General features: G+C 69.9%; 21 protein-coding genes. 15 read left to right on the top strand and 6 right to left on the bottom strand.

The features are described 5' to 3' along the window. Positions 1-55: 55 nt before the first annotated feature. Entirely contained in the window at positions 56-1,504 is a 1,449-nt protein-coding gene (locus CYFUS_RS49245; protein ID WP_095991556.1) for a phytoene desaturase family protein, read from the bottom strand. Between the two features lie 193 nt (positions 1,505-1,697). Here CYFUS_RS49245 and CYFUS_RS49240 point away from each other — a divergent pair, with 193 nt between their 5' ends. From CYFUS_RS49240 to CYFUS_RS49230, 3 genes are read left to right on the top strand one after another with little or no spacing between them, the layout of a single operon-like run. After that, complete coding sequence (locus CYFUS_RS49240) at positions 1,698-2,681, top strand: SDR family NAD(P)-dependent oxidoreductase (RefSeq protein WP_095991555.1); 984 nt, start codon at positions 1,698-1,700, stop codon at positions 2,679-2,681. 58 nt (positions 2,682-2,739) lie between these two features. Continuing rightward, a complete protein-coding gene (locus CYFUS_RS49235) occupies positions 2,740-4,398 on the top strand; it encodes a hypothetical protein (protein WP_095991554.1) in 1,659 nt (552 codons plus the stop codon). A gap of 11 nt (positions 4,399-4,409) precedes the next feature. Further along, entirely contained in the window at positions 4,410-5,042 is a 633-nt protein-coding gene (locus CYFUS_RS49230; protein WP_095991553.1) for a hypothetical protein, read from the top strand. On the opposite strand, the gene CYFUS_RS49225 is transcribed toward CYFUS_RS49230, so the two are convergent. Next, positions 5,036-5,662, bottom strand: coding sequence for a YigZ family protein (locus CYFUS_RS49225; RefSeq protein WP_095991552.1), 627 nt, complete (start codon positions 5,660-5,662; stop codon positions 5,036-5,038). The genes CYFUS_RS49230 and CYFUS_RS49225 overlap by 7 nt on opposite strands. Positions 5,663-5,822: 160 nt before the next feature. Here CYFUS_RS49225 and CYFUS_RS49220 point away from each other — a divergent pair, with 160 nt between their 5' ends. Both CYFUS_RS49220 and gor read left to right on the top strand, forming a co-directional pair. Next, positions 5,823-6,260, top strand: coding sequence for a DoxX family protein (locus CYFUS_RS49220; RefSeq protein WP_198316398.1), 438 nt, complete (start codon positions 5,823-5,825; stop codon positions 6,258-6,260). A gap of 225 nt (positions 6,261-6,485) precedes the next feature. Continuing rightward, positions 6,486-7,889, top strand: a complete 1,404-nt coding sequence (gene gor, locus CYFUS_RS49215; protein ID WP_095991551.1) for a glutathione-disulfide reductase — start codon at positions 6,486-6,488, stop codon at positions 7,887-7,889. On the opposite strand, the gene CYFUS_RS49210 is transcribed toward gor, so the two are convergent. Together CYFUS_RS49210 and CYFUS_RS49205 are read right to left on the bottom strand one after the other, a co-directional pair. Further along, positions 7,886-8,821, bottom strand: a complete 936-nt coding sequence (locus CYFUS_RS49210) for a proline dehydrogenase family protein (protein WP_095991550.1) — start codon at positions 8,819-8,821, stop codon at positions 7,886-7,888. The genes gor and CYFUS_RS49210 overlap by 4 nt on opposite strands. Before the next feature lie 17 nt (positions 8,822-8,838). Further along, positions 8,839-9,558 carry an alpha/beta fold hydrolase gene (locus CYFUS_RS49205; RefSeq protein WP_232537259.1) on the bottom strand — a complete coding sequence of 240 codons (720 nt, stop codon included), beginning with the start codon at positions 9,556-9,558 and terminating at the stop codon, positions 8,839-8,841. A gap of 982 nt (positions 9,559-10,540) precedes the next feature. Between CYFUS_RS49205 and CYFUS_RS49195 the strand changes: the two genes are divergently transcribed. The 8 genes from CYFUS_RS49195 (at position 10,541) to CYFUS_RS49160 (ending at position 18,944) form a co-directional block, all read left to right on the top strand. After that, a complete protein-coding gene (locus tag CYFUS_RS49195; protein ID WP_095991548.1) occupies positions 10,541-11,086 on the top strand; it encodes a cell wall protein in 546 nt (181 codons plus the stop codon). Between the two features lie 87 nt (positions 11,087-11,173). Next, positions 11,174-12,040 (top strand): tryptophan 2,3-dioxygenase, encoded by an 867-nt coding sequence (locus CYFUS_RS49190; protein WP_095992680.1) that lies wholly within the window; start codon positions 11,174-11,176, stop codon positions 12,038-12,040. Between the two features lie 73 nt (positions 12,041-12,113). Next, positions 12,114-12,866, top strand: coding sequence for a hypothetical protein (locus CYFUS_RS49185; protein WP_095991547.1), 753 nt, complete (start codon positions 12,114-12,116; stop codon positions 12,864-12,866). Between the two features lie 30 nt (positions 12,867-12,896). Beyond that, the gene (locus CYFUS_RS49180) at positions 12,897-14,009 is read left to right on the top strand and encodes a hypothetical protein (RefSeq protein WP_095991546.1); all 1,113 of its coding nucleotides are present in this window, start codon (positions 12,897-12,899) and stop codon (positions 14,007-14,009) included. 174 nt (positions 14,010-14,183) lie between these two features. Then, a complete protein-coding gene (locus tag CYFUS_RS49175; protein WP_198316397.1) occupies positions 14,184-16,097 on the top strand; it encodes a sensor histidine kinase in 1,914 nt (637 codons plus the stop codon). A 157-nt stretch (positions 16,098-16,254) separates the two neighbouring features. After that, positions 16,255-17,766 carry an adenylate/guanylate cyclase domain-containing protein gene (locus CYFUS_RS49170; protein ID WP_095992679.1) on the top strand — a complete coding sequence of 504 codons (1,512 nt, stop codon included), beginning with the start codon at positions 16,255-16,257 and terminating at the stop codon, positions 17,764-17,766. A gap of 64 nt (positions 17,767-17,830) precedes the next feature. Further along, a complete protein-coding gene (locus CYFUS_RS49165; RefSeq protein WP_095991544.1) occupies positions 17,831-18,190 on the top strand; it encodes a type II secretion system protein GspG in 360 nt (119 codons plus the stop codon). Positions 18,191-18,365: 175 nt separating this feature from the next. Next, positions 18,366-18,944 carry a Fis family transcriptional regulator gene (locus tag CYFUS_RS49160; RefSeq protein WP_095991543.1) on the top strand — a complete coding sequence of 193 codons (579 nt, stop codon included), beginning with the start codon at positions 18,366-18,368 and terminating at the stop codon, positions 18,942-18,944. A 28-nt stretch (positions 18,945-18,972) separates the two neighbouring features. Here the strand turns inward: CYFUS_RS49160 and CYFUS_RS49155 are convergent, their stop codons facing one another. Both CYFUS_RS49155 and CYFUS_RS49150 read right to left on the bottom strand, forming a co-directional pair. Further along, positions 18,973-19,440, bottom strand: coding sequence for a hypothetical protein (locus tag CYFUS_RS49155; protein ID WP_095991542.1), 468 nt, complete (start codon positions 19,438-19,440; stop codon positions 18,973-18,975). A 130-nt stretch (positions 19,441-19,570) separates the two neighbouring features. Next, complete coding sequence (locus CYFUS_RS49150; RefSeq protein ID WP_095991541.1) at positions 19,571-20,248, bottom strand: SCO family protein; 678 nt, start codon at positions 20,246-20,248, stop codon at positions 19,571-19,573. A gap of 211 nt (positions 20,249-20,459) precedes the next feature. Between CYFUS_RS49150 and CYFUS_RS49145 the strand changes: the two genes are divergently transcribed. Both CYFUS_RS49145 and CYFUS_RS49140 read left to right on the top strand, forming a co-directional pair. Further along, positions 20,460-23,396, top strand: coding sequence for an ATP-binding protein (locus CYFUS_RS49145; RefSeq protein ID WP_269770191.1), 2,937 nt, complete (start codon positions 20,460-20,462; stop codon positions 23,394-23,396). A gap of 160 nt (positions 23,397-23,556) precedes the next feature. Further along, positions 23,557-24,141: a DUF4136 domain-containing protein gene (locus CYFUS_RS49140; protein ID WP_095991540.1), complete on the top strand. Its 585-nt coding sequence runs from the start codon at positions 23,557-23,559 to the stop codon at positions 24,139-24,141. Positions 24,142-24,240: the final 99 nt, after the last annotated feature.

Here is a 24,240-nt window from a genome sequence, read left to right as displayed (position 1 = left end):
TCGCCCGCCTGCTGGGGATGCGAACACAGACCTCCGAGTACTCGCACGTACTTCTCTACCCCTTGCGCCACACCTCGCTGGCGAGCAGGGCGCGCGCGGCGAGGAACCCGCACAGCCCATGTACTCCGGCCCCGGGGGGCGTGGAGGACGAGCACAGATAGATGCGCGGATCCGGCGTGGCGTAGGGCACGAGGCTCGCCACGGGTCGGGCGAGCAGTTGCAGGCCCTCCATGGCGCCACCGGAGATGTCCCCGCCGATGCAGTTGGCGTTGTACGCCTCGTATTGCGCGGGCGAGCGCGTGTGCCGGGCGAGCACGAGGTCGCCGAAGCCCGGGGCGAAGCGCTCCATTTGCGCCTCGATGCGGGCGGTCATGTCCTCGGTGCAGCCGTTGGGCACGTGGCAGTACGCCCACCCGGTGTGTCGGCCCTTGGGGGCGCGGCTGTCGTCGAAGGGGGTGTGCTGGGCCACGAGCACGAAGGGGCGCTCGGGCACCTGACCCCGGGCGACGGCGGCCTCGCTCGCGGAGATCTCCTCCAGGCTGCCGCCCACGTGCACGGTGCCCGCGCGGGAGCACCCGACGGCGCGCCAGGGGATGGGGCCAGCGAGGGCCCAGTCCACCTTGAACACGCCGGGCCCGTAGCGGAAGCGCCGCAGCTTCTCCACGTAGGGCGGTGGCAGCCGGTGGCCGGCGAGCTTCACGAGCTGCGCGGGCGTCACGTCGAGCAGCACGGCGCGGGAGCGGGGCAGCTCGTCCACGTTCGTCACGCGCTGGCCCGTGACCACCTCGCCGCCGAGCGCGCGCAGGTAGCACACGAGCGCGTCCACGAGCTTCTGGGTGCCGCCTCGGGGGAACGGCCAGCCCACGGCGTGGCCCGAGGTGAGCAGGAGGATGCCGAAGGCGGAGGTGAGGGGGCGCTCGAGGGCGGAGAAGGAGTGCGCGGCGCCACCGGCGAAGAGGGCGCGGGCGAGGGGTCCGCGGAAGGCGCTCCGGGCCTGGGCATGGGCGGAGCGCAGGGCGCGCAGGCCGAAGCGGGCGAGCCGCAGCGGATGGCGGGGCAGGCGCAGGGGGTCGCCGAGCTGGGCCATGACGTCCTCGAAGGCGTGCACCATGGGGCGCATCCAGCGCTCGTAGCGCCTGGCGTCGGGGCCGAGTCCCCGCGCGGTGGCCTCCAGGGAGCGCTCGAGCACGGCGGCGTTGCCATCCTCCAGGGGGTGGGCGAGGGGCGCGTCCGGGTGGACCCACTCCAGGCCGTGGTCGGCGAGGGGGAGCTGGCGCAGGAAGGGCGAGGCCACGGCGAGCGGGTGGACGGCGGAGCAGACGTCGTGGACGTAGCCGGGCAGGGTGAGCTCGGCCGAGCGGGCGCCGCCGCCGGGGGTGGGGGCGGCCTCCACGACTCGCACCGAGCGGCCCGCGCGGGCCAGGGTCACCGCGGCGGCGAGCCCATTGGGTCCCGCGCCCACCACGATCGCGTCGAGCACCGAACTCATGGCGGACAGCTTCATCCAACCTGGAGAGTCCAGGTGGAATATCCCACCGCGATGCGTTCACCACTGGACGTCTGGAGTCGTCTGGCGTGGGGACACCCGAGCGGACAGGCGGCCAGGGGAAAGGCGCGTGTGTGCGTTGGGAGAGGGGCGTTCGCATCCTGTGCGCACGGGGGTCCGCGTGGCGCGGAGCCGGACAGGAGGAGGGGGCATGGGTCGCCAGGAATTGAGGGGCCAGGTCGCCATCGTGACGGGGGCGTCGAGCGGGGTGGGGTGGCAGGCGGCGGTCCGGCTGGGGGAGGCGGGGGTGCGGCTGTGCGTGACGGCGCGCTCGGAGGAGGCGCTCGCGCGGCTGTGCCAGGACATCCAGGCGAAGGGGGGCGAGTGCATCGCGGTGCCCGGGGACGTGACGGTGCAATCGGACGTGGAGCACGTGGTGCGCGAGTGCGTGGCGCACTATGGGCGGGTGGATCTGTTGGTGAACGATGCGGGAGTGCAGTCCTACGGCCTCTTCGACGAGCTGCCGTGGGAGCACATCACGCGGGTATTCGACGTGAATTGCTTTGGCTTCATGCGCTTTGCGCGGGCGGTGTTGCCGCACTTCCGGCACCAGGGCAGCGGCCACATCCTCAACGTCCAATCCATGCTGTCCAAGGGTGGGGCGCCGCTGTTGTCCACGTATTCGGCGAGCAAGCACGCGACGCTCGGCTGGGCCAAGTCGCTGAAACTGGAGCTGTCGGACACGGACATCCAGGTGTCCAACATCCTGGTGCCCTCGGTGTCGTCGAACATGTTCGCGCACGCGCCGACGATGTTCAGCCGGGCGCCCAAGCCGGTGCCACCCACGTATGACGTGGACGTGGTGGCGCGGGCGGTGGTGCGGGCCGCGAGGTCACCGGGCAGGACGCTCGTGCCCGTGTTCCTCCAGGGCTGGCTCATCCTGGTGATGGATACGATTGTGCCCTTCCTGGGGACTTTCATCCTCGGCCGCTGGGGCAAGCGCATGCAGATGCGCGAGCAGTCGGTGGCGCGCCTCGAGGGCAATCTCTTCCAGCCGATGCCCCGGGTGATGGGCCCCTATGGCCCGGTGCCAGCCACGCCGCGCTGGAAGCGCTTCTCGGCGACGGCGGCCATCGCGGCGCTCGCGGGGGGCGCGGTGCTGGGCGTGGCGAGGCTCGCGCGCGCGGCCCGTTAGGCTCGCACGGGAGGACGGGCATCCGAGGCGGTCAGGTGGTCTCGGTGTAAGGTGAGCCGTGTCCACCCGACCTGCTGGTCCGCGCCTGCCTGCCGCTCAGTTCCGTCCCTTGCTGTGCGGCTGGTTCCTCTTTGTCCTCTTTCTCCAATCCGCCTGCGCCACGGGCACTCCACGGGATCGCGTCCCCCCACCGGCTCCCAAGGTGGGTGAGGCCCTCAAGGCGGAGCCCGGCCTCGAGTCCGCTACCGTATACGCCGTGGACTTCCTGGAGCCTGGCCCTGTCTCCACCCGGCCGGTGCGCATTTCCAGGGCCGAGTTCCAGCGGGCTTTCCTGCGCCTGTCCCGGGACGTGCGGCTGAAGCACAAGACACCACGGCAGGCCGCACACGAACTGCTCAGCCTCTTGGATCCGTCACCAGACGCCCCCTGGGTGGCGGCGACGGGAGTCTGGAAGCTGGAGCAGTACCGAGGCGAGGGTTTCACCTTCATTCCCGAGCGCCAGGAGGGCCTGGTTGTCCTCACGCCCCAAGCTGAACAAGCCCTCAAGGAGAAGTACCTCCGGTGGTGTGAGCACCAGGGGGGCGGTGACTGCCTGGGCCTGCTGGACGACGACGCCTGGCTGCGCACCGATGACCGGCGCACCTTGGCCCTGGCGCTGGCTTTTGGCACCGTGTTTGATGAGACGCGCGCGGCCCTGGGGCGAGAGTTGCTCGACGCGCGGGCGATCGTCTCCATGGTCGTCTGGACGGTGGCCCTCTACTGCATGATGTGGGTGGTGCCCGAGCCGACGACCAAGGCACTGGCCGCCACCCTCACCGTCCTTCTCATGAGCTACCTGGGCCTCGAGACGGTGTACGGGCTGATGGATGGCTGGGCTCGTCTGGCCGACACGGCGCACCACGCCAGCACCTTCGAGGAACTGCGCGCGGCGGGAGAGGACTTCGGCCGAGTGCTGGGCGAGGACGCGGCACGGGCGATGATTCTGGCGGTAGCCACGCTGAGCGGGCACACGCTGGGGCAGGTGCTGCCGCGGGTGAAGTCGCTTCCGGGCTTCAACCTTGCGGGGAGACAGTGGAAGGCACAGGGGGGCGCTGCTGTCATGAGCCGGGTGGAGGCTGAAGAGACGGCACTCGTGACGGAGGGGGCGCTGGCCCACGCCATCGCGGCGGTGGAGACGGTGGCCACCTCACCGCAAGGCCCCATGGCCGTGGTGATGTTCAAGAAGGGGCTGGGTAGTGGGAAGGCGAAGGCTCCTGGGGGCCGCTTCGCGGAAACCGTCATTCGCCACCGGGGCGGCAACCGGCAGGTGGAACTCAGTGATGGGCAGCGTTGGCACCTGCCACGCGGCAAATCGGCCGCGGACATTCCCGCCCAGGACAAGGTGGGGGACATGCTCCAGGAGGCCGTCACCAGGGCCTCCAAGGAGTGGGGGCCCGATAGACTCTCGGACGCGGAGAAGGAGGCCATCAAAACTGCTCTGGACAAGGGCGAGTATTGGCTGGCGCGGCTGTTGGAGCGCGAGGCCCGGGGGCGCTACGTGCAAACGAAGGTGAAAGCGCAGTTCGAGCACCTCTACGACTTCAGCCTGAGTAAGGGCATCGACGTGGTTGACCCGGCAACGGGCACCCGATACGAGATTCTCTCCGGATCGGCGTCGAATCTGGCGCGGCATGGCAGGCGCATGGCGGGCGAGTTCTTCCGGATGCTCGCCTTTTGAAAGGGGCGGCGATGGATTCGCTCGGTAACGTCGTCTTCGAAGACCAGGAAATCGAAAACGAGCGGTTGGAACTGACGGACAAGAAGGCGAACTACATCCTCGGTCCCAAGCTGACGCTGAGAAACTGTACCCTGGTGCTGAAGGTGTCCGCTCGGCGCCTGAGCCTCAAGCAGCCCCGCTTCAGCGACTGCACCTTCGAGGTGAAGCAGGAGTTGAAGAATTTCCAGAGCTGGGTGGCCGCGTCCCTCAAGGGCTGCCGGTTCAAGGGGTGGCTGACAGGGTGCGACTTCGGCCTCTGGCCTGAGTACAGCAGCCTGCCGTGGTATCAGCACGGTTCCATCGAGGACTGCGACTTCACCGAGGCTTGGATGGATGGCTGCCGCATCATGGGGTGTGATCCCTCCACCCTACGCTTTCCCAAGTGGCCCTGCTTCACCTTCGTGGACCCCATCGGCCGTGCCTCCGAGTTGAGCAGCGTCAGATGGCCGGGCCGATTTGGGCGTGTCACCGTGGAGGAGCTTCACACCCAACCAGCTCCCACCAAATCGTTGACCTATCACGCTCCTTCGGTAGCCAAGCGGATGGAGACCACCCCGGAAGAACTCCGGGCCGTCATCGAGAAGTTCGACTGCATCATCTACTGACGGGGCTCGAGCACCTCGATGAGCACCTCGCCTAGGGTCAGGTCGAGCAGCGCCTTGCGGAAGGCTTCCAGCCGCGAGACGGGTAGCAGGAGCTGGTAGCCCACGGTGGCGGCGTACTCCTCGGACACCAGCTCCGCTTCGTGGGCGGGGAGCATGCGGCGCAACCCGTCCACGCTCGCGTATTCGATTTCGATGGCCAGACGTGCCTTGGGCACGCGCTCGAGGGTGGGAAGGCTCTCGAGTGCCTGTTGCACGCACCCGGTATAGGCGCGCACGAGCCCGCCCTTGCCCAGCAGCGTGCCTCCGAAATAGCGGGTGACGACGACGGCCACCTCGCCCACGCCGCCGTGGAGCAGGGCATTGAGCATGGGCCGGCCGGCGGTGCCGTGAGGCTCGCCATCGTCGCTCATGCCCACCTGGGCGGTGGAGCCGGGCGGACCCGCGACATAGGCCCAGCAGTTGTGGGTGGCGTCGGGGAATTCCTCGCGCACGCGGGCGATGAAGGCCCGGGCCTCCTCCACCGTGGGCGCCGGAGCGGCCGTGGTGAGGAAGCGGCTCTTCTGCAACTCCTGCTCGACCCGGTGGACGCGCGCGGGCACGAGGTAGCGTTTGGCTTCCATCCCCCGTCCACTCTACGGCCTCGGACGCTGGTTGCACGCTCCGGCGTGGAAATTCACCTTCCGTGTCTCCTTGCGCGCGCCCCGTCCGGTCGCTATTCAGCCGGGCATTCGTTCGGTTCACCCCATCCAGAAGTCTCTCTCCGCCGCTGGGAGCCCCCCGATGTCCACCCCCGCCGAAGCCTCCACCCTGTCGTCTCCTCCCTCCTCCTCGGCTCCCACCACCAGCAAGACCATGCTGTGGATCGGACGCGCCGTGTCGGGCCTGTCCGTGGCCTTGTTCCTGATGAGCGCCGTGATGAAGCTGTCCCAGAATCCGCAGGTGGTCCAAGGTTGGCAGGAGAAGCAGGGCTACCCACTGTCCACGCTGGTCCCCATCGGCGTCGTCGAGTTGCTCTGCGTGGTGCTCTACGCGGTGCCGCGCACCGCCGTGTTGGGTGCCCTGCTGCTCACGGCCTACCTCGGAGGGGCCGTCGCGACGCACGTGCGCATCTCGGACCCGTTCACCAGCCCCATCATCATTGGCGTGGTGGTGTGGGCGGGGCTCTACCTGCGCGACGCGCGGATCCGCGCGCTGGTGCCGCTGCGGCGCGACCCCTGAACCCTCACGTCCCGGTCGCGGAGAGCACGGCCTCGGTGACGAGGCCCTATCGTGCAAGGGTTCCCAGGCACTCAAGGTCAGGGGCCCTGGCCTCCCGGGCGTGTGAGGCCGCTTCCTTGCTGGAGGGGTGGGCACTCCCGTCCTCTGCATGGAGGACACGCGTCCGGGGGCATGCCCATCGTGTGGTCTTGAAGGCTGAACCCGACCCCTCGCGAGGAAGAGCCCATGCCGGAATATGACTTCGACCTGTTCACCATTGGAGGGGGCTCGGGAGGCGTGGCCGCGAGCCGCCGGGCGGGCGGGTACGGCGCCCGGGTCGCGCTGTGCGAGGACCAGGCGGTGGGCGGCACCTGCGTGCACCGCGGTTGTGTGCCCAAGAAGCTGCTCGTCTATGGCGCTCATTTCCGCGCGGAGTTCGAGGACGCGGTGGGCCATGGCTGGTCCGTCGCCGAGCCCGGCTTCGATTGGAAGAAACTCCAGGCGGGCAAGGACCGGGAACTCGAGCGATTGGATGGGGTGTACCGGCGGCTGCTGCACGAATCCGGCGTGCGGCTCATCGAGGGCCGGGGCCGGGTGGTGGATGCGCACACGGTGGAAGTGAACGGCCAGCGCTACACGGCCAGGTACATCCTGGTGGCCACGGGCTCGCATCCCTTCCTGCCCCAGCTTCCCGGCATCGAGCATGTCATCACCTCGGACGGGGCGCTGCGGCTGCCAGAGCTGCCGCGCCGGGTGGCCATCGTGGGTGGGGGCTACATCGGGGTGGAGTTCGCGGGCATCTTCAACGCATTGGGGTCGCGGGTGACGATGTTCCTGCGCGGCGGCACGGTGCTGCGCGGCTTCGATGACGACGTGCGCGCGGTGCTCGCCGAGGAGATGCGCAAGAAGGGGATTGGCTTGCGCACCGAGAGCCTGCTGCGAGGCATCGAGAAGCAGGCGGATGGGACGTTGAGTGTGCTCACGGGCCTGGAGACACTCGAGGTGGACACGGTGTTGTTCGCCACGGGGCGGGTGCCCAACACGAAGGGGCTCGGGTTGGAGGAGGTGGGGGTGGAGTTGAACGAGCGGGGCGCGGTGAAGGTGGATGAAGGGTCGCGCACCCGGGTGGAGAGCATCTACGCGGTGGGCGACGTGACGGACCGCATCAACCTCACACCGGTGGCGATCGCCGAGGGGCGCGCGGTGGCCGAGACGCTCTTCCATGACAATCCCACGCGGATGGACCACACGGGGGTGGCCTCGGCGGTGTTCAGCCAGCCGCCGGTGGGTACGGTGGGGTGCACCGAGCGCGAGGCGCGTGGGAAGTTCGGCGCGGTGGACGTGTATGTGTCCAGCTTCCGGCCCATGAAGCACGTGCTGAGCGGGCGTGACGAGCGGGTGATGCTCAAGGTCATCGTCGCGCGGGAGAGCGACCGGGTGCTGGGCATCCACATGGTGGGCGCGGACGCGCCGGAAATCATCCAGGGCCTGGCGGTGGCGTTGAAGTGTGGCGTCACGAAGAAGCAGCTCGACGCCACGGTGGGCATCCACCCCACGGTGGCCGAGGAGTTCGTCACCCTGCGCGTCAAACGGCCGGATCCCGAGGCCGAGCGGGTGGGAGATCTCGGCCGGGACGCGGCGGGGGCCTAGCCCTTCATGAAGTTCTTCAACACGAACCAGACGTTGGCGGGGCGCTCGGCGAGCCGCCGCATGAAGTACGGGTACCAGTGCTTGCCGTAGGGCACATAGACGCGCACCGGGTAGCCCTCGCCCACGAGCAGCTCCTGCAGGTCGCGGCGGATGCCATAGAGCATCTGGAATTCGAACGCGTTGGGCTTGAGCTTCTTCTCCTTCGCGTAGGTGAGCGTCTCCTGGATCATCCGCTCGTCATGCGTGGCGATGCCATGGTACAGCCCGCTGTCGAGCAGCACGCGCAGGGTGCGCAGGAAGCACTCGTCCACCTCGCGCTTGTCCTGATACGCCACGTCGGGCCCCTCGAGGTAGGCGCCCTTGCACAGACGGATGCGGATGCCCTCGGCGCACAGGGCCTTCGCATCCGCCTCGGTGCGGTACAGGCTGCTCTGCAGCACCGCGCCCACGTGCCTGCCACCGAATTCCCGGTGCAGCGCGCGCACCACGTCCAGCGTGGCCTGGGTCACCTCGCTCTGCTCCATGTCCACGCGCACGAACGAGCCTCGCCGCTTCGCCTCGGCCACCACCTCGCGCGCGTTGGCGAGCGCCAGCTCCTTGTCGATGAGCAGACCGCACTGGGTGAGCTTGAGCGAGACGTTGCCGCGTGCCTTTTCCTGGTCGATGCGCGCGAACAGCCGGAGGTACTCGGCCACCTCCGCGCGCGTCTCGTCCGGGGTGCGCACCGCCTCGTTGAGATGGTCGAAGGAGACGGTGATGCCGCGGGCATTCAATTCCTTCACCGCCGCGACGGCGTCCTCGAGCGTCTCGCCGGCGATGAAGCGGCGGGCGACCCGCCCCAGGGCGGGCACGCGCGTGGCGGCTTCCTTCAACCCCTCGCGGCGCGAGAGGAACATCAGGGCGGAGCGGGACAGCGAGGTGGTGGGATCCATGGAGGGGCGGGGGCGGCTCAGGCGGTGTGTTGGCGGAGGAAGTCGTCGATGAAGGCGTTGAAGGCGTCGGGATGGCTCATGTAGGGCAGATGGCTGGCTTCGCGCAGCACTTCCAGCCGCGCGCCGGGAATGCGCCCGGCCACGTCCCGTGCATAGGACAGGGGCACGAGCTTGTCCTGCCCTCCATGGAGGATGAGGGTGGGGACCTTCAAGCCCCCAAGCTCTTCCAGATAGCGCGCGGCGAGGATGTCCTTGAGCCGCCGCAACATCTCCAGGGGGGAGAGGCGGCGGCCCTCGCGCACGATTTCCGCCCGGCCCTCCGAGGGCAGGGAGCGCCCGCCCAGGATGCGCGCCACCGTGGGGGCGAAGAGGTAGGCGAAGGGTTTGGGAATGCGTACCAGGGTGGACAGCGCCACGGCGCCGCGGCGGATGCGTTGCACGCTCGCCACGGGCGATACCAGCACCAGGGCCTTGAGGCGGAGACTTCCAAAGGAAGAGCCCACCAGGGCGAAGCGCTCGGGGAGTCCCGCCTCGGGGCGAGCCAGCGCGTCGACGTTCCATTGCAGGGGTGTATGCGTCAGCGGCGTCTGCAACGGGGGCGTCCACAACAACAGCCGCCAGCCGGACGCGAGCGGACGCATGGGCGCGAAGGAGCGGCCCGAGGCACCCAGTCCTGGCAGACACACCACGGTGCGCGAGGGCTCCTGGTTTCCCCCTGGAAAGGTGAACAGGCGCACGGATGCTCCGTGCACCCGCCGCGTCGAGCACCTCCAGCGCCTTCTGCCGTGTGCCTTCCACCCTCCCGAGCCAGGGCAGCAATGTCTTCACCACGGGGAGCTTGAGGCATCCCCGCTCGGCGAGCCCCAGCGGGTAGCGGCCTGTAGCGCGATGCAGCAGATGGAAGAAGGCGGGGGTTTCGTAACCCCAGAGTCCGTGATTGCCCACGAGCAGGATTGGACCCGCCGCGGGCAGATGCCGTGCTCCCAGCAGCCGGGCCCGGTGATAGCGCGCGGACAGCGCCGCGCCCCGCTCGGCGAAGCGGAAGAACGCACGGCGCAACGGATTCGGGTCGGGCGCGGACTCCACGGGGAATGAAGATGGGGATGGCCGGTTGGGATGGCACCTGCGAGAGAGGCGCCGGGGCTTGCCTGTCTGCCCGTCAACTCCTGGCGGGGCGGTGACGCGCGGTGTCTGGGAGCCCCCGGTGTCTCTCCGGTGCGTCATCGGTGTCTCAACGGCTTGCAGCCGGGCGCACCGAGGGGCCATCCCGGACGTGGGACGGTGGCTCCGAGCCCGGGGAAGGGCTCTCGGAGTCTCATGAAGTGTTGTCAGGCGAGCGGGACGGTCGGCCCAAAGGGAGGGGTGAGGGGGGCCGGAGCGCGGATTCTCGGCCTCGCGGCGATGAGACCGGCTGTGTGCCTGGCGGCGTACGACTGCAACCCCAGGTGTTGTACTCGGGGCCGGTGCCTCGTGTCTGGCGGCCCACGCGAGGCTTTTGGGGTTGGGATTCCTGCTCAATCGCGTACTGAAAGAGCGTTCAGATGTAGCAGCATGATTCACGGGGGAGACGACATTTAATTAAATTTAATCGACAAACGGTGTATTTATGGCGTTATGTTTGTTGGGCTGTTGTGTACAACAGCAGCTCCAACAGCAAACCCCCAGTGATGAGCCGTGCCGCGCCGGAGCGGCGGCCATCGAGCACGAGGATACAAGAGCATGTCGGTCGACAAGGCATTCAGGGATATGGTTCGTAACGAGATCGAGATTCAGCTCAAGCCGCTGCGCGACCTGGTGTCGCGTCTGGAGGCGGGCACGTCGGATCTCGACAGCCTGCGCAGCGTGGCCGAGCAGCTCGCGCCGCTGGCCAGCGCGGTGGGTCCCCTCTTCGGCGTGTCGGGTGCTCAGCGCGCGTCGAGTGCCGCCGCCACGCGGCGCAGCCCGGGCCGTCCTCCCCGCGCTTCTTCCGCGGCTCCGTCGGCTTCGTCTTCCGCCTCGTCGGGTGGCAAGCGTCGTGGCCGCAAGCCGGCCGCCAGCACCGAGGGCGGTGCGCGGGATTGCGCCATCATTGGCTGTGGCAAGCCCAGCCGCACCAAGGGCTACTGCGCCGCGCACTACCAGAAGCTGCGCATGCTCGAGAAGACCAACCGCCGCCCGGGCGAGTGGAAGGACTACGCCGAGCCCAACAGCGTGGAGGACATCAAGCTGCCCCGTGGCCGCGCCGCCGCCAAGGCCCTGGCCGAGGCCCAGAAGAACGCCGGGTAGTTTCCGCCTGGCACGGCGACCGGGGGGCGGGTCTTTCTCCTGACGGGGAAGATCCAGTCCTCCTTGCGGGCCTCGGGGGGGCCCGCCATGCTGGCGTTCATGAACAAGCGCGAGTTGGAGCCTGGAATCTTTACCGACCTGGCCGGTCGGACCACGTATGGCGAGTATCTGCAGCTGGAGCGATTGCTCTCCGCGCAGGTTCCCCGCTCGCAACCCCCCCATCACGACGAGCTGCTCTTCATCATCCAGCACCAGACGAGCGAGCTGTGGATGAAGTTGCTCGTCCATGAGCTGGAAGCCGTCATCCGCTACGTGCAGAAGGACGAGCTGGAGCCCTCCTTCAAGATCTTCTCCCGGGTGGGCCACATCCAGCGCATGCTCTTCGAGCAGTGGAGTGTCCTGGAGACGCTCACGCCCAACGAATACCTCGAATTCCGGGGCGCGCTCGGGCAGGCGTCCGGCTTTCAGAGCCATCAATACCGGGCGCTGGAGTTCCTCCTGGGCCACAAGAACGAGGCCACGCTCGCTCCCTTCCGGCACTCGCCCACCGAGCATGCGCAGCTCGAGCGGTTGTTGGAGTCTCCCAGCGTGTATGACGAATTCCTGCGCCACCTGTCGCGCAAGGGCTTCGCCGTGCCAGCGGATCGCATCGAGCGGGATTGGCGTCAGCCCTACGAGAAGAGCGCCGGGGTGATGGAGACGTTCCGGATCATCTACGAGAACCCCGAGCGCCATTGGGACGCCTATGAGATGTGCGAGAAGCTGGTGGACGTGGAGGAGCGTTTCCAGCTGTGGCGCTACCGCCACATGATGACGGTGATGCGTGTCATCGGCTTCAAGCCCGGCACGGGAGGCTCCTCGGGCGTGGGGTTCCTGCGCAAGGCGTTGGATTTGCGCTTCTTCCCCGAGCTGTGGGATGTGCGCACGGAGCTCGTCCCCCCCGGGGTCCGCTAGGGCCGGGCGGAGAGTGTTCACCGGTGGATGGGGGTGGATTGGGGGCTCGGCGCGCGCGTGCTAGAGCCTGGGAATGCTCGTGTTTCCGCTCGCCCTGCTGCTGACGGCCACCCCCCCCGCCCTGGAGACCTGGGCCACCCGGGCGTGTCCTCCGTCCAAGGCGGAGCCGGACTCGAACGTGGAGATGAAGCTCATGGGGCAGCGGCGCGCCGAGTGTCTGCGCAAGGCCATGAACAAGGCGCTCGACCGCGCCATCCTCCCGCTCAAGAAGTCCAGGCCCGACGCCTTCAAGGAGTGGATGGCCTTGCAGGACGACTACAACCGCTGGATGGCGGAGGCCTGTGCCGCCGCCGAGGAGGCCAACTGGGTGGACCTCACCACCGGCGAGCGCTCCATGGGCACCGGGTATGGTTTCACCGAGAGTCAATGTCTCCAGCGTCACCATGCCTGGCGTGGCTACTACGCCGATGCCTGGGCCCGCGGAGAGCGCAACCCGCTCGCGCCCCTGTCCCCGGCGCTCGAGGGGCCCGCGGCCGAGGCCCGCAGCGCCTGGAATGCCTACCGCGACCGGGTCCTCCAGACTGTCGCCCGCGCTCCCACCCGGGCCGTGGATCCGGCGCGCCCCTCGCGCAAGCTGTCCCGGGATGATTGGAAGCCCTATGTGGAAAGGTTGGAGCGCGTGCTGGCCGGTCCCGAGCTGCTCGCCACGCACCAGTGCGCCCTCGTCCCCGCGCGCCCCACCGACTGCGTCCAGCGCTTCGCCGACAGTCTTTTCGCCCAGATGGATCCTCCCCAGCCTCCGGGCCCCTCCGAAGGTGGACCGTAAGCCTTCCCAAGCGGTTAAGCTGCCGCCCCCATGTCGGCTCCCACCCCGCTCCTCCTGGAGAAGGCTCACGTCCTCTGCTATCGCACCTTCGACATCGCGGAGGAGCTCGACCTGGAGCGGGCCCGGCAGGTCATCTCCGCGGACGCCCGCCGCCTCAAGCTGAGCCGGGAAAACAGCCAGTATCTGCTCCTGCTCAACCCGCCCCTGGCCTTCGAGCTGGGCCGGCGCGTGCTCGCCCTGCGCCAGGGGCCCGTCACGGTGGATGTGACGGCGCGTCTGTTCGACCATGGCGCCGCCTCCATCATCCTGCGCGTCCCGGTGACGCCGGGCACCGGCTTCGACGCGCTCACCGCGCTCGCCGATGAGCTGTATGACAGTGTGGCCCTGGAAGCGCTCGCCCTGGAGCTCGTCGAGTCGGTGCGGCACATGATTGCCCCGGCCGCCCAGGGGCCCCACCTCTGGGAACAGAACGAGAGCTATACCGTGCTCTTCGTGGAGCGCATCGAGGGCGCTCCGAACGCCGAGGAATTGCTCGCGCGCGCGGACCTGGCGCGGCTGCTGCTCGGGGAGGTGGACTCCAAGGCCCTGTCCCCGCGCGAGCGCGAGTCCGTCCTCTCCTCGCGCTTCAGCTATACCGTGGATGACCTGGTCATCGTCGACTGGAACAGCGCCTTCGTCTACGAGCCCTCCGGCTCCAATGACATCCCGGACCTCCTGGAGGTGGCCAACGCGCAATTGCTGGAGTTCCGCTATTACGACGACCTGTTGGACTCGCACATCGGCCGCATCCACGACCGGATGCAGGAGCGCCGCCGGGGCTGGTCCACCCTCGTGCGCAGCCCCTACCGCCACCTCACCCGCGAGACGCTCGCCACCCTGGTGGACCTCAACGAGTTCGTCGAGCGCGTGGAGAACAGCCTGAAAATCATCGGCGACTTCTACCTGTCCAAGGTCTACGAGGCCGCCGTCAAACGCATGCGCATCCCCTCCTGGCAGGCCTCGGTGACGCGCAAACAACAGCTCCTCGCCCAGACCTACGGCCTGCTCAAGGGCGAGGTGGACACGGATCGCTCCCTCTCCCTGGAGCTCACCATCGTCCTGCTCATCGTCCTGGAAGTCCTCTTCGCCATCTTCGTCCATTGAACCGGGGGACAATTCCAGGCGGAGCTGGACACACACACCCGGTGGGAGCATCCGGGGGAAGACGTTCGGAGGCGAGGCGGGTAGGCAAGCGTCACGAGGCGTGAAAAGCTGTCCGCTCGCCCGATGGAGTCCCGGGCGGGGGGGGTGGGCATGCAAGTGCCCCAAGACAACATCATGACGATCGTGAATCGCATGTCTCATGCGTCGGAGCAGCCAGTGGGCGCTCCCTCGGCCACGGGCATGCTGCGCGAGCTGGTGCGCAGCGCCGCGGACGCGGTGCACGTGGTGCAAGTCCAGGCGGAGGCGGCCGCGCTGCGGCTGAGATTGCTCGCCGAGGCGGGGGTGCTGCTGTCCGGACCGCTCGAGTGGGAGGAGGCGGTGGCCGCGGTGGCCCAGCTCGTGGTGGGGGGCTTCGCCGACTGGTGCGCGGTGGACTTCCTCGACGACCACGGCGCGCTCAGGCGCCTCACCGCGCGGCACGCGCACGTGGAACGGGCTCCGTGCACCGGGTGTCTCGAGGCCTTCACCCCCGAGCGCGTGCGCCCCTCGGCCATCACCGAGGTGGTGCGCACCGGCTGCCCCCTGCTCGTCACCGGGATTGGCGTGCCGGGCACGCGGGGGCTCGCGCCGGAGCCCGGAGGCCTCGAGTCCGGTGGTTCGCTCCTCGTCGTGCCCCTGGCGGCGCGCCATCGCACCCTGGGCGCCATGTCCTTCGTGCGTGGGCCCGGACGCGAGCCCTTCGGCGAGGCGGAGCGCATCCTCACCGAGGACCTGGCATCGCGCGTGGGACTGGCGATCGACCATGCGCGGCTGTTGCGCGAGTCGCGCGCCGCCGAGGCCGAGTCGCGCCGCCACGCCGCGCGCCTGCGCATCCTCGTGGACGTGGATCGGCTCCTCGCCCAGGCGGGGCTGGAGCTGCCGGCGGTGCTGGACGTCATCGCCCACAAGGTGTCCGAGGTCATCGGCGACGGGTGCGTGCTCCAGCTCATCCGCGAGGAGGACTCCACCCTGGAGCCCGTCGCCCTCCACCACCCGGACCCGGAGGCGCGCTGGTTGCTCGCGAGCACGGTGCACGCGCGCCGGCAGCGCTCGGGCGAGGGGCTGCACGGGGGCGTCGTGCTGGGGGGCCACTCGGTGTTGCTGCCGGACATCGACGCGGAGGCGGCGCGCGTCTCGGAGGGCCTGACGGAGTACGTGCCCTACCTGGAGCGCTACGGGTCCCAGAGCCTGCTCGTGGTGCCCCTGCGCGCCCAGGGGCGGGTGGTGGGCACGCTCGGGGTGGTGCGCGACGTGGCGGGCGGCAGCCGGCCCTACACCGAGGAGGATCGGCTCCTCTTGCAGAGCCTCGGCGAGCGCGCGGCCCTGGCCATCGTCGGCGCGCGGCTGTACGGCGCGGCCACCGAGGCGGTGCGGCTGCGCGATGACTTCCTCTCCGTCGCCGGACACGAGCTGAAGACGCCCCTGTGCGCGCTGCGGCTGCAGATTCAAATGCTCGCGCGCCTCACGCGGGGCGTGGCCTCCGCGCCGGACGTCGCCGAGCGCGTGGCGAAGGCCGAGCGCGCCAGCGAGCGGCTGGGGGTGCTGGTGGACGAGCTGCTCGACGTGGGCCGCATCTCCTCGGGGCGGCTGCTGCTCGAGCGCGAGGAGTTGGACCTGGCGCAGCTCACGCGCGAGGTGCTCGGGCGCATGTCCGAGGCGTTCTCGCGCTCGGGCAGCGAGGTGCGGCTGCTCGCGGACGCCGTCCCGACGGGGCGGTGGGATCGGATGCGCCTGGAGCAGGTGCTCGTCAACCTCTTGTCCAACGCGGTCAAGTACGGCCGCGGCCAGCCCGTGGAGGTGCGGGTGGAGGACGGCGGTCCGGTAGGAGTGCGGCTCGTGGTGAGGGACCACGGCATCGGCATCGCGCCCGAGGACCGGGCGCGCATCTTCGAGCGCTTCGAGCGGGCGGTGCAGGACCATCGCTACCAGGGGCTCGGCCTGGGGTTGTGGATCACCCGGGAGATCATCGATGCGCACGGGGGCTCCATCCAGGTGAGTGGCGCGCCGGGCGAGGGCTCCACCTTCACCGTGACGCTACCGTGCGGGTAGTCCCCGGGCCGTCCCCTGGCGGCCACTCGAAGGCTGGGCGGCCAGGGGAGCGTTTCTCCGGGGTATTTCGAGGGGCCGGTGCTGGGGTACGCTGGGGGCCTTGGAATCCCCCCCCACCAAGGTGGAGAGCCCGTTGAGCCGTCCTTCCCTGGACAACGTGCCGGCCCCCGAGCGCCCCGACCCCCACCGCGCGGTTCGCGCGGACAGCCCGCTTTTCGGCGAGCTGCTGCTCAAGCTCGGCATCGTCACGCCCAAGCAGATCGAGGAGGCCCTCTCGCTCCAGGCGCTCAACGGCCAACGCCTGGGCGAGGCCCTCATCTCCCTGGGCTACGTCACGCGCGAGCAGATCCAGGAGGCCCTGGGCGAGGCGCTCGGCCTGAACCACGCGCCCCCGGGCTTCCTTCCCATCCACCCCCCGCTGGGCGAGGTGCTCGTGGGGCTCAAGTACCTCACCCTGTCCCAGCTCGACGAGGCGCTCACGCTCCAGCGCCGCTCGGGCCGCAAGCTGGGGGAGATCCTCGTCGAGCACGGCTATTGCTCCTATAAGCAGCTCTACGAGGGACTGGCCCTGCAGGGGCGGGTCGCCGGCCGCCAGGAGTCCCCGGCGCGCGCCCAGCCCGAGGCGGGGCACCACCGCGTCATGGTGGTGGACGACAGCCCCCTCGCGTGCGCCTTCGTGCAGGACGGGCTCGTGTCGCTCGGCTACGAGGTGGTGTGCTTCCAGGACCCGTACGAGGCGCTGGAGCAGGTGAACAAGGTGCAGCCGGCCATCGTCCTGAGTGACCTGGACATGCCGGGGCTGGACGGCATGGAGCTGTGCCGGCGGCTGAAGGAAGGCCCCACGCGGGCCATGCCCGTCATCATCCTCACCGCCAACGACAACGACGCCGAGCGCGTGAGCGGCCTGCGCGCGGGTGCCGACGACTACGTGAACAAGTCGGCCTCCATGGACGAGCTGGCCGCGCGCATCGAGAGCGTCATGCGCCGCACGGGCGAGACGGAGCGCATCCGCAAGCTCTTCGCCCGCTACACCTCCGATGCCGTGGTGGAGGAGATCCTCAAGAGCCCGGACGCGGTGGTGCTCACGGGCGAGAAGCGCGAGGTGACGACGCTCTTCGCCGACATCCGCAACTTCACGGGGCTCGCCGACAACCTTCCCCCCGAGCAGACGGTGGGCGTGCTCAACCAGGTGCTCGGCGGCCTGTCCGACGCGGTGCTCACGTGTGGGGGCACCCTGGACAAGTTCCTCGGGGACGGGCTCATGGCCGTGTTCGGCGCGCCGGTGTTCCGCCCGGACGACGCCCTGCGCGCGCTCCAGTGCGCCAAGATGATGATGGCCTTCATGGTGGACCTGCGCCGGCGCGCCGAGGCCGAGTGGGCCACCACGCGCGAGGGCCGGCCGCTCAAGCTGGAGCTGGGCATCGGCATCAACACGGGCGCGGCGGTGGCGGGCAACATCGGCGGCGCGGTGCGCGCCGAGTACACCTGCATCGGCGACGCGGTGAACGTGGCCGCCCGCCTGTGCGCGCTCGCCGGCCCCGGGGAGATCCTGGTGGGCGAGCGCACCGTGGCGGTGCTGCCCGGTCATGAGTCCTCCTTCGAGGAGCTGCCGCCCGTGCGACTCAAGGGCAAGCCCCATCCGGTGCCGCTCTTCCGCGCCCTGTGGTAGGTGCCGGGGGGTGAACGCCCCCTCGAGTCAAACGTCTGGGACGCCCCGCCGCCGCGTCCACCCCATGATTCCCTTCCTGCTCCTGGCCCCGGTGCTCATCGGCCTGTCCGTGTGGCTCGGGCTGCGCGGGAAGACCGACCCGGGAGTCGCCCAGACCCACGCGGACTTCGCCCGCATCACCGCCGCGCTCGAGGTCTATCGCACCGAGCATGGCTCCCTCCCCGAGGAGGGCGACCTGTCCTTCCTCGTGCCCAAGTACCTGCCCGAGGTGCCGGTGAACCCCTGGGGCCACCCGTACGCCTACGCGAGCAATGGTCAGCGGCCCTTCCTGCAGTCCTATGGCGCCGATGGGATGCGCGGGGGCAATGGCCCCAACGAGGATCATACCAGTCACGACGGCCACTCGGCCTTCCTGCCACGTTAGTCATGACACGGGGCCATCCGGGGTGACCCGCCGGGTTGGTTGCCCTGGCTCCGCCACCTCTCCCGGCCGCACGGAGAGGCCGGTTTTTCGGCTCGTCAGCACTTGCAAGTGTTCCAAGGGGAACCCGTTTTGCGTTAATCTTTGCCCAGAGCCGTCATGACCAGGAGGGCTACCTGTGGCATCGCAAGGCTACGGCGAAGAGGAACTGCTGACGAATCGTGCTTCGGTGCTCGTGAGTGGCGGGACGGAGGATGAGCGGCGGACGTGGGCCTCGGTGGCGGCGCGAAACTTCCTCCACGAGGGCGCGCTGCTGGAAGTGCGCCAGAACGAGCAGCTCACCGAGGCGCTCAAGAAGACGCGCGGCGTGGTGTTCATCCCCGACGTGGCCCGGCTGAACTTCGTCACCCAGGGGCTGCTCGTGCGCTGCCTCCAGACGCAGGAGGAGCGCCCCAAGTTCATCGTCGGGTTGTCCGGCGCCGTGGAGCCGGCGCGCGGCAAGGGCACCCTGCGCGAGGATCTCCTCTACCGGCTGCACCGCGCCCACGTGGACATGTCCGCCGAGGGCATGCGCGAGCGCATGGTCCAGCGCCGCGCCCAGCTCGCCGCGGACGACCTGGTCCGCAAGGCCGAGGCCGAGCGGCTCGCCGCCGAGAAGGTCGCCCAGATGAAGGCCTCGGGGGTGTCCGTCAAGAGCGCGCGCATGCACAGCCGCTCGCTGTCACGGTCCGCCTCCCCCAAGGTCACCCGCACCTGAGTCCACCCGCGCGGGGCGCGCTCCCACGTCAGTGGTCGTGGGTGTGCTTCTGGCCCCGCTTGGCCTTGAAGCCTCCCGTCCGGGCCGTGGCCCGCTTGGGCGCCGTGGCCGTCGGCGTCGTCTTGCGGCCCTGCGTCCTCGACTCGCCCGCCTCGGGGCTCGCCTCGACCGTCACCTCGAGCGGGTGCCGCGCCGGCCGCGCCTGCTTGATGCGCTGCTGCACCGCCCGCGCCTCGTCCATGATGAGCTCCGCGGTGGCCCGCTTCCGCGCGCGCAGCTCGGACCCTTCCCCGGCCTCGTCGCGCTCCTCGCGCGAGGCGCGTCGGGAGGGGCGCTCCTCCTCCTGCTCCTCGTATCGGGCCAGCTTCTCCTGGAGTTGCTCGATGGCCTTCGTCGCCACGGCGGCGCCCTCGGCGAGGTAGTGGACGCCCTGGACGCCCGCCTTGACCGCCACGTGCCTCAGCTTGCCCACCAGCTGATCCTTGTAGTTCAACATGTGCGTCCCCCTTTGGATTGGCTGCCCGGCCAAGCTATGCACGGGGGGCACGATTGGAAGCAGTGCGTCACCCACATGACGCACGCTCGCCCGGTCGGTGTGGCCTTCCGGGCGTTTTCCAGCACTCCGCCTATTCGGCGCCGCGCACCAGGCGCTCGGCGTCGCGGGTGAGCCGCTCCACCGTGTCGTCGTCCTCGCTGTCGTAGTAGCCGCGGATCTCCCCCGTGGCGTCCACCAGCACGAAGTGCGAGCCGTGGAAGATGCCGGGGATGTCGTTCTCGTCGTCACTGTTGCGGCCCATGGCGATCTTGAAGCCGCCGACGACGGTGTCCTGCAGCCGCGTGTAGTCCCCGGTGAGGAAGCTCCAGCGCGAGGGGTCCGCCCCGTAGCGGGCGGCGTAGGCGGTGAGGCGCTCGGGGGTGTCGTACTTGGGGTCCACCGAGAAGGACACGAGCCCGAGCTTCGGGCCGAGGTCCGCCGTGCGCTTCTGCACCTGGGCCATCTTCTGGGTGAAGACGGGGCAGATGGTGGGGCAGCGGGTGAAGATGAAGTTGGCCACGAAGGGCCGGCCGAGCAGCTCGGCGCGGCCGAAGGGCTGGCCGTCCTGACGCGTGAAGGTGAAGTCCGGCAGCGTGCCCAGGCGCTGCAGGGGCTGGGCGCGCGGCCACACGAACGCGACGCCGAGCAGCAGCAGACACAGGGTGCCCGCGGCCACGGGCAGCCAGGGCCGGCGGGTCGCGGCGGCGGGGACGGAGGGCGAGGGCTCGGGAGCGTGGGCGGCGGACGGAGACGGAGGGGGCATGGACATGGGGGCGCGGCCCGACTGCTAACGGATGCCTTCCCGGGGCACAAGGCCTCGTCCGGGAAGGCCGCCTCCCCGCCCCCCGGACAACTTCAGGTGGACGAGGTGTTTGCTACTCCCACCTCGGAGCGGCCTGCGCTCAACACTCGGGGCCCGGGCCGGGGCGCGTGCCCCCCGTGCTCTGCTAACCAGGGGCTCCCGTCCAGGAACGCCCGTCATGCCCATCCACGAGCCGTCCAGAATTTCCCTCGGCGGCCTCGCGCGCCCCGTCCCCGAGGAGCGCGCGGTGCTGCTCGATGGTGTCACCGATGGCATCCTCGTGGTGGACGGACAGTGGCGGATGTCGTGGTGCAACGCCGTGCTCGAGCGGCTCCTGGGGCGCTCGCGCGAGGCGCTGCTGGGGCGGGTGTTGTGGGAGGGGCTCGCGGAGCTGGCGGACAGCGGCTTCGCCCCGGCGTGGCGCCGCGCCATGGCCACGCGCGCGCCCGTGGTGCTCGAGGACCTGCTCGCCCCGGCGGAGATGTGGCTGGAGTCGCGGGCGCTGCCCTCGGGCGACGGGCTGGCCCTCTTCCTGCGGGACGTGACGGAGCGGCGCCTGGTGGAGAACGAGCGGGTGCGGCTGCTCGCCGCGGAGAGCGAGGCGCGCCTGGCCATCGAGGGCGAGCGCGCCCGCTTCCAGGACATGTTGATGCTGGGCCCCACCGCGGTGTGCCTCACCCGGGGCCCCGAGCACCGCTTCATCTTCTCCAACCTCCTGCACCGCCGCCTCCACGGCAACCGCGAGCTGGTGGGACTGCCGGTGCGCGAGGCCCTGCCGGAGCTGATGGGCCAGGGCCTGCTCGAGGTGATGGACCGGGTGTACGTGTCGGGCAGCACCTACGTGGGGCGCGCCCGGCCGCTCAAGCTGACGCGCGAGCCGGGCCAGCTCCCCGAGGAGCTGTTCTTCGACATCGCCTGCCACCCCCAGCGCGACGCCGCGGAGCGGGTGGAGGGCCTGGCCATCTTCGCCTACGACGTGACGGACCTGGTGCGCTCGCGCCGCACCGCCGAGGCCCTGGCGCGCGACCTGGGGCACAGCGAGGAGCGCTTCCGCTCGCTCGTGACGGCCACCATGGACATCACCTGGGTGACGCCACCCTCGGGCGAGTTCGTCGAGGACCAGCCGGACTGGCGCGCCTTCACGGGCCAGACGCGCGAGGCGCTGCTGGGCTGGGGCTGGCTGGACGCGGTGCACCCGGAGGATCGCGAGGCCACCGCGCGCCTGTGGAACCAGTGCCTCTCCGCGAGCACGCCCTTCCAGTACGAGTACCGGCTGCGGCGCCAGGACGGGGCGTATCGCGACATGCTGGTGCGCGCGGTGCCGGTGCGCGAGCCGGATGGCACGGTGCGCGAGTGGGTGGGGTCACACCGGGACGTGACGCGCCAGCGCCAGGGCGAGGCCGCGCTGGAGCGCCTGCTCGCGCGCGAGCAGCACCACGCCGCGCAGCTCCAGGGCTTGGCCAGCGCCGCGCTCGTCATCAGCGAGGCGGACTCCATCGGCCACATGCTCAAGGCCATCACCGGCCAGGCGCGCGAGGTGATTGGCGCGCACCAGGCCCTCACCAGCCTGGTGCTGGAGGGCGACTGGGCGCGCGCGAGCACCGCCGTGTCGCTGTCGGACCGGTACGCGGCGTGGCGCGAGCAGCAGGCGCGGCTGGATGGGACGGGCATCTACTCGTGGGTGTGCCGGCTGAATCTGCCCATGCGGCTGACGCAGGCGGAGCTGGAGGCGCACCCCGAGTGGCGGGGCTCGGGCCGGCAGACGCACCTGCCGCCCCTGCGCGGCTGGCTGGGCGCTCCGCTGGTGGGGCGGGATGGCAAGAACCTCGGCTTCATCCAGCTGTCCGACCGGTACGAGGGCGACTTCAGCTCCGAGGACGAGGCCATCCTCGTGCAGCTCGCGCGCATGGCGTCGGTGGCCATCGAGAACACGCGGCTGATGGCGGAGACGCAGGCGGCCAACCGCGCCAAGGACGAGTTCCTCGCGGTGATGAGCCACGAGCTGCGCACGCCCCTCACCGCGGTGCTCGGCTGGACGCAGATGCTGCGCGGCCGCCAGGGGGACGCGCGCGCGGTGGACAAGGGGCTCGGCGTCATCGAGCGCAACGCGCGCGCGCTCGCGCAGCTGATTGAGGACGTGCTGGACGTCTCGCGCATCATCACCGGCAAGCTCACGCTGCACAGGAAGGGCGTGGAGTGGGTGGGCGTGGTGCAGGCGGCGGTGGAGGTGGTGCGCTCGCACGCGGAGCAGAAGGGGGTGTCGCTCGCGCTCGAGGTGGACGTGGGCCCCACGGGCTCGGCGCTGCTGGTGGGCGATCCCGGGCGCCTGCAGCAGGTGTGCTGGAACCTGCTGGTGAACGCGGTGAAGTTCACCCCGGCCGGCGGGCACGTGCGCGTGCGGGTGACGCGCGCCGAGCGCGAGGTGAGCCTCCAGGTGACGGACACCGGCAAGGGCATCCGCGCGGACTTCCTGCCGCACCTCTTCGAGCGCTTCTGGCAGGCGGATGGCTCGGCCACGCGCGAGCACGGAGGGCTGGGGCTGGGGCTGGCCATCGTGCACCACCTGGTGGGGCTGCACGGCGGGAGCGTGAAGGCGGAGAGCCCGGGCGAGGGCCGGGGCGCCACCTTCATGGTGACGCTGCCGGTGCCGGCGGTGCTGCCCGAGGTGCATGCCGAGGTCCTGCCGGGCGTGGAGGCGGCACCGGCGGTGAATCTCGACGGGGTTCGCGTGCTGCTGGTGGAGGACGCGCCGGACGCGCGCGAGCTCATCGCGATGATGCTGCGCGAGCGCGGCGCGCGGGTGGACACCGCGAGCATGGCGGCCGAGGCGATGGCGCGCCTGGAGGAGTCGCTGCCGGACGTGTTGGTGTCGGACATCGGCCTGCCGGGCGAGGATGGGCACTCGCTCTTGCGGCGGGTGCGCGCGTGGGCCGAGGAGAGGGATCAGTGGGTGCCGGCCATCGCGCTCACGGCCTACGCGGGCGCCGAGGACGCGCGGCGGGCCTACCGCGCGGGCTTCCAGGTGCACATGGCCAAGCCGCTGGAGCCCGCGGCGCTCATCGAGGCGGTGGCGCGGCTCGCCGGTCGCGACACCGTGGGCGCCCAGACGGGGTGAGTCCGCCCGCCTCGTTCTCCCGGTCATTGAGGCCGGTCAATGAGGGGGCGAGCAGCCAATCGGGACCGGGGCGGCGTCGCGCGCCTGCGGGGCTCCCGGGCACGCGGGATGACTACCCTTCCCCCACGAACGTACCCGTGGTGCGCTGAAGGAGAACGACATGTCCTTGTCCTCGCGTTTGGCTGGAGCGGTGTTGGTGGGGGCGCTCGCCGCCTGTTCGGGAATCCAGACCCGGACGAACTTCGATCCCAGTGCCGTGCAGGCGCTCGAGAGCTACCGTACGTACTCCTGGCTGCCCATGAAGGAGGGCGCGGACACGCGCATCTACAACTCCATCATCCAGTCCCGGGTCCGGCTGGCGGTGGATCGGGAGCTGGCCGAGCGCGGCTACCGCCTGGTGGACGAGAACCAGAAACCCGACTTCAAGCTGGGCTGGCACGGTGCCATCGACAAGCGGGTGGACGTGGACGTCATCAACAACTTCTACGGCTACAGTTGGGATCCCTGGTACGACCCCTTCTTCGGTCCGGTCGCCTATGGCGGCGCGGGAGTGCCCACGGCCAGCGTGCGCGAGTACCGCGAGGGCACGCTCATCCTCGACGTGGTGGACGCCAGGTCCAACAACCTCGTCTGGCGCGGCACGGCCGAGGCCACCCTGGCCGACAACATGAACGCCAGGAAGAGCCAGAAGCTCATCGATAGCGCCGTCGAGAAGATCCTCAAGGACTTCCCGCCGGAGAAGTAGCGGTGCCCGAGGCCCCTGTGAATCCAGGGGCTTGCGCGGCCAGGGGGAAAAATCCCGGGTTCCAAGCAACTGTTTCTCGGCCGTTGCGAGAATAGGAGA

This window comes from Cystobacter fuscus (assembly GCF_002305875.1).
GTDB classification, from domain to species: domain Bacteria; phylum Myxococcota; class Myxococcia; order Myxococcales; family Myxococcaceae; genus Cystobacter; species Cystobacter fuscus_A.
This window is presented reverse-complemented; position numbering and strand designations above follow the sequence as displayed.

What these genes read in the sequence shown, in the direction of transcription:
- CYFUS_RS49225 (WP_095991552.1), bottom strand. Translation starts at nt 5,662, where the DNA reads ATGGAAGCCAAACGCTACCTCGTGCCCGCGCGCGTCCACCGGGTCGAG.
- CYFUS_RS49180 (WP_095991546.1), top strand. Translation starts at nt 12,897, where the DNA reads ATGTCGGCTCCCACCCCGCTCCTCCTGGAGAAGGCTCACGTCCTCTGC.
- CYFUS_RS49140 (WP_095991540.1), top strand. Translation starts at nt 23,557, where the DNA reads ATGTCCTTGTCCTCGCGTTTGGCTGGAGCGGTGTTGGTGGGGGCGCTC.
- CYFUS_RS49230 (WP_095991553.1), top strand. Translation starts at nt 4,410, where the DNA reads ATGGATTCGCTCGGTAACGTCGTCTTCGAAGACCAGGAAATCGAAAAC.
- CYFUS_RS49175 (WP_198316397.1), top strand. Translation starts at nt 14,184, where the DNA reads ATGACGATCGTGAATCGCATGTCTCATGCGTCGGAGCAGCCAGTGGGC.
- CYFUS_RS49245 (WP_095991556.1), bottom strand. Translation starts at nt 1,504, where the DNA reads ATGAAGCTGTCCGCCATGAGTTCGGTGCTCGACGCGATCGTGGTGGGC.
- CYFUS_RS49145 (WP_269770191.1), top strand. Translation starts at nt 20,460, where the DNA reads ATGCCCATCCACGAGCCGTCCAGAATTTCCCTCGGCGGCCTCGCGCGC.
- CYFUS_RS49165 (WP_095991544.1), top strand. Translation starts at nt 17,831, where the DNA reads ATGATTCCCTTCCTGCTCCTGGCCCCGGTGCTCATCGGCCTGTCCGTG.
- CYFUS_RS49185 (WP_095991547.1), top strand. Translation starts at nt 12,114, where the DNA reads ATGCTCGTGTTTCCGCTCGCCCTGCTGCTGACGGCCACCCCCCCCGCC.
- gor (WP_095991551.1), top strand. Translation starts at nt 6,486, where the DNA reads ATGCCGGAATATGACTTCGACCTGTTCACCATTGGAGGGGGCTCGGGA.
- CYFUS_RS49240 (WP_095991555.1), top strand. Translation starts at nt 1,698, where the DNA reads ATGGGTCGCCAGGAATTGAGGGGCCAGGTCGCCATCGTGACGGGGGCG.
- CYFUS_RS49195 (WP_095991548.1), top strand. Translation starts at nt 10,541, where the DNA reads ATGTCGGTCGACAAGGCATTCAGGGATATGGTTCGTAACGAGATCGAG.
- CYFUS_RS49210 (WP_095991550.1), bottom strand. Translation starts at nt 8,821, where the DNA reads ATGGATCCCACCACCTCGCTGTCCCGCTCCGCCCTGATGTTCCTCTCG.
- CYFUS_RS49150 (WP_095991541.1), bottom strand. Translation starts at nt 20,248, where the DNA reads ATGTCCATGCCCCCTCCGTCTCCGTCCGCCGCCCACGCTCCCGAGCCC.
- CYFUS_RS49220 (WP_198316398.1), top strand. Translation starts at nt 5,823, where the DNA reads ATGTCCACCCCCGCCGAAGCCTCCACCCTGTCGTCTCCTCCCTCCTCC.
- CYFUS_RS49155 (WP_095991542.1), bottom strand. Translation starts at nt 19,440, where the DNA reads ATGTTGAACTACAAGGATCAGCTGGTGGGCAAGCTGAGGCACGTGGCG.
- CYFUS_RS49190 (WP_095992680.1), top strand. Translation starts at nt 11,174, where the DNA reads ATGCTGGCGTTCATGAACAAGCGCGAGTTGGAGCCTGGAATCTTTACC.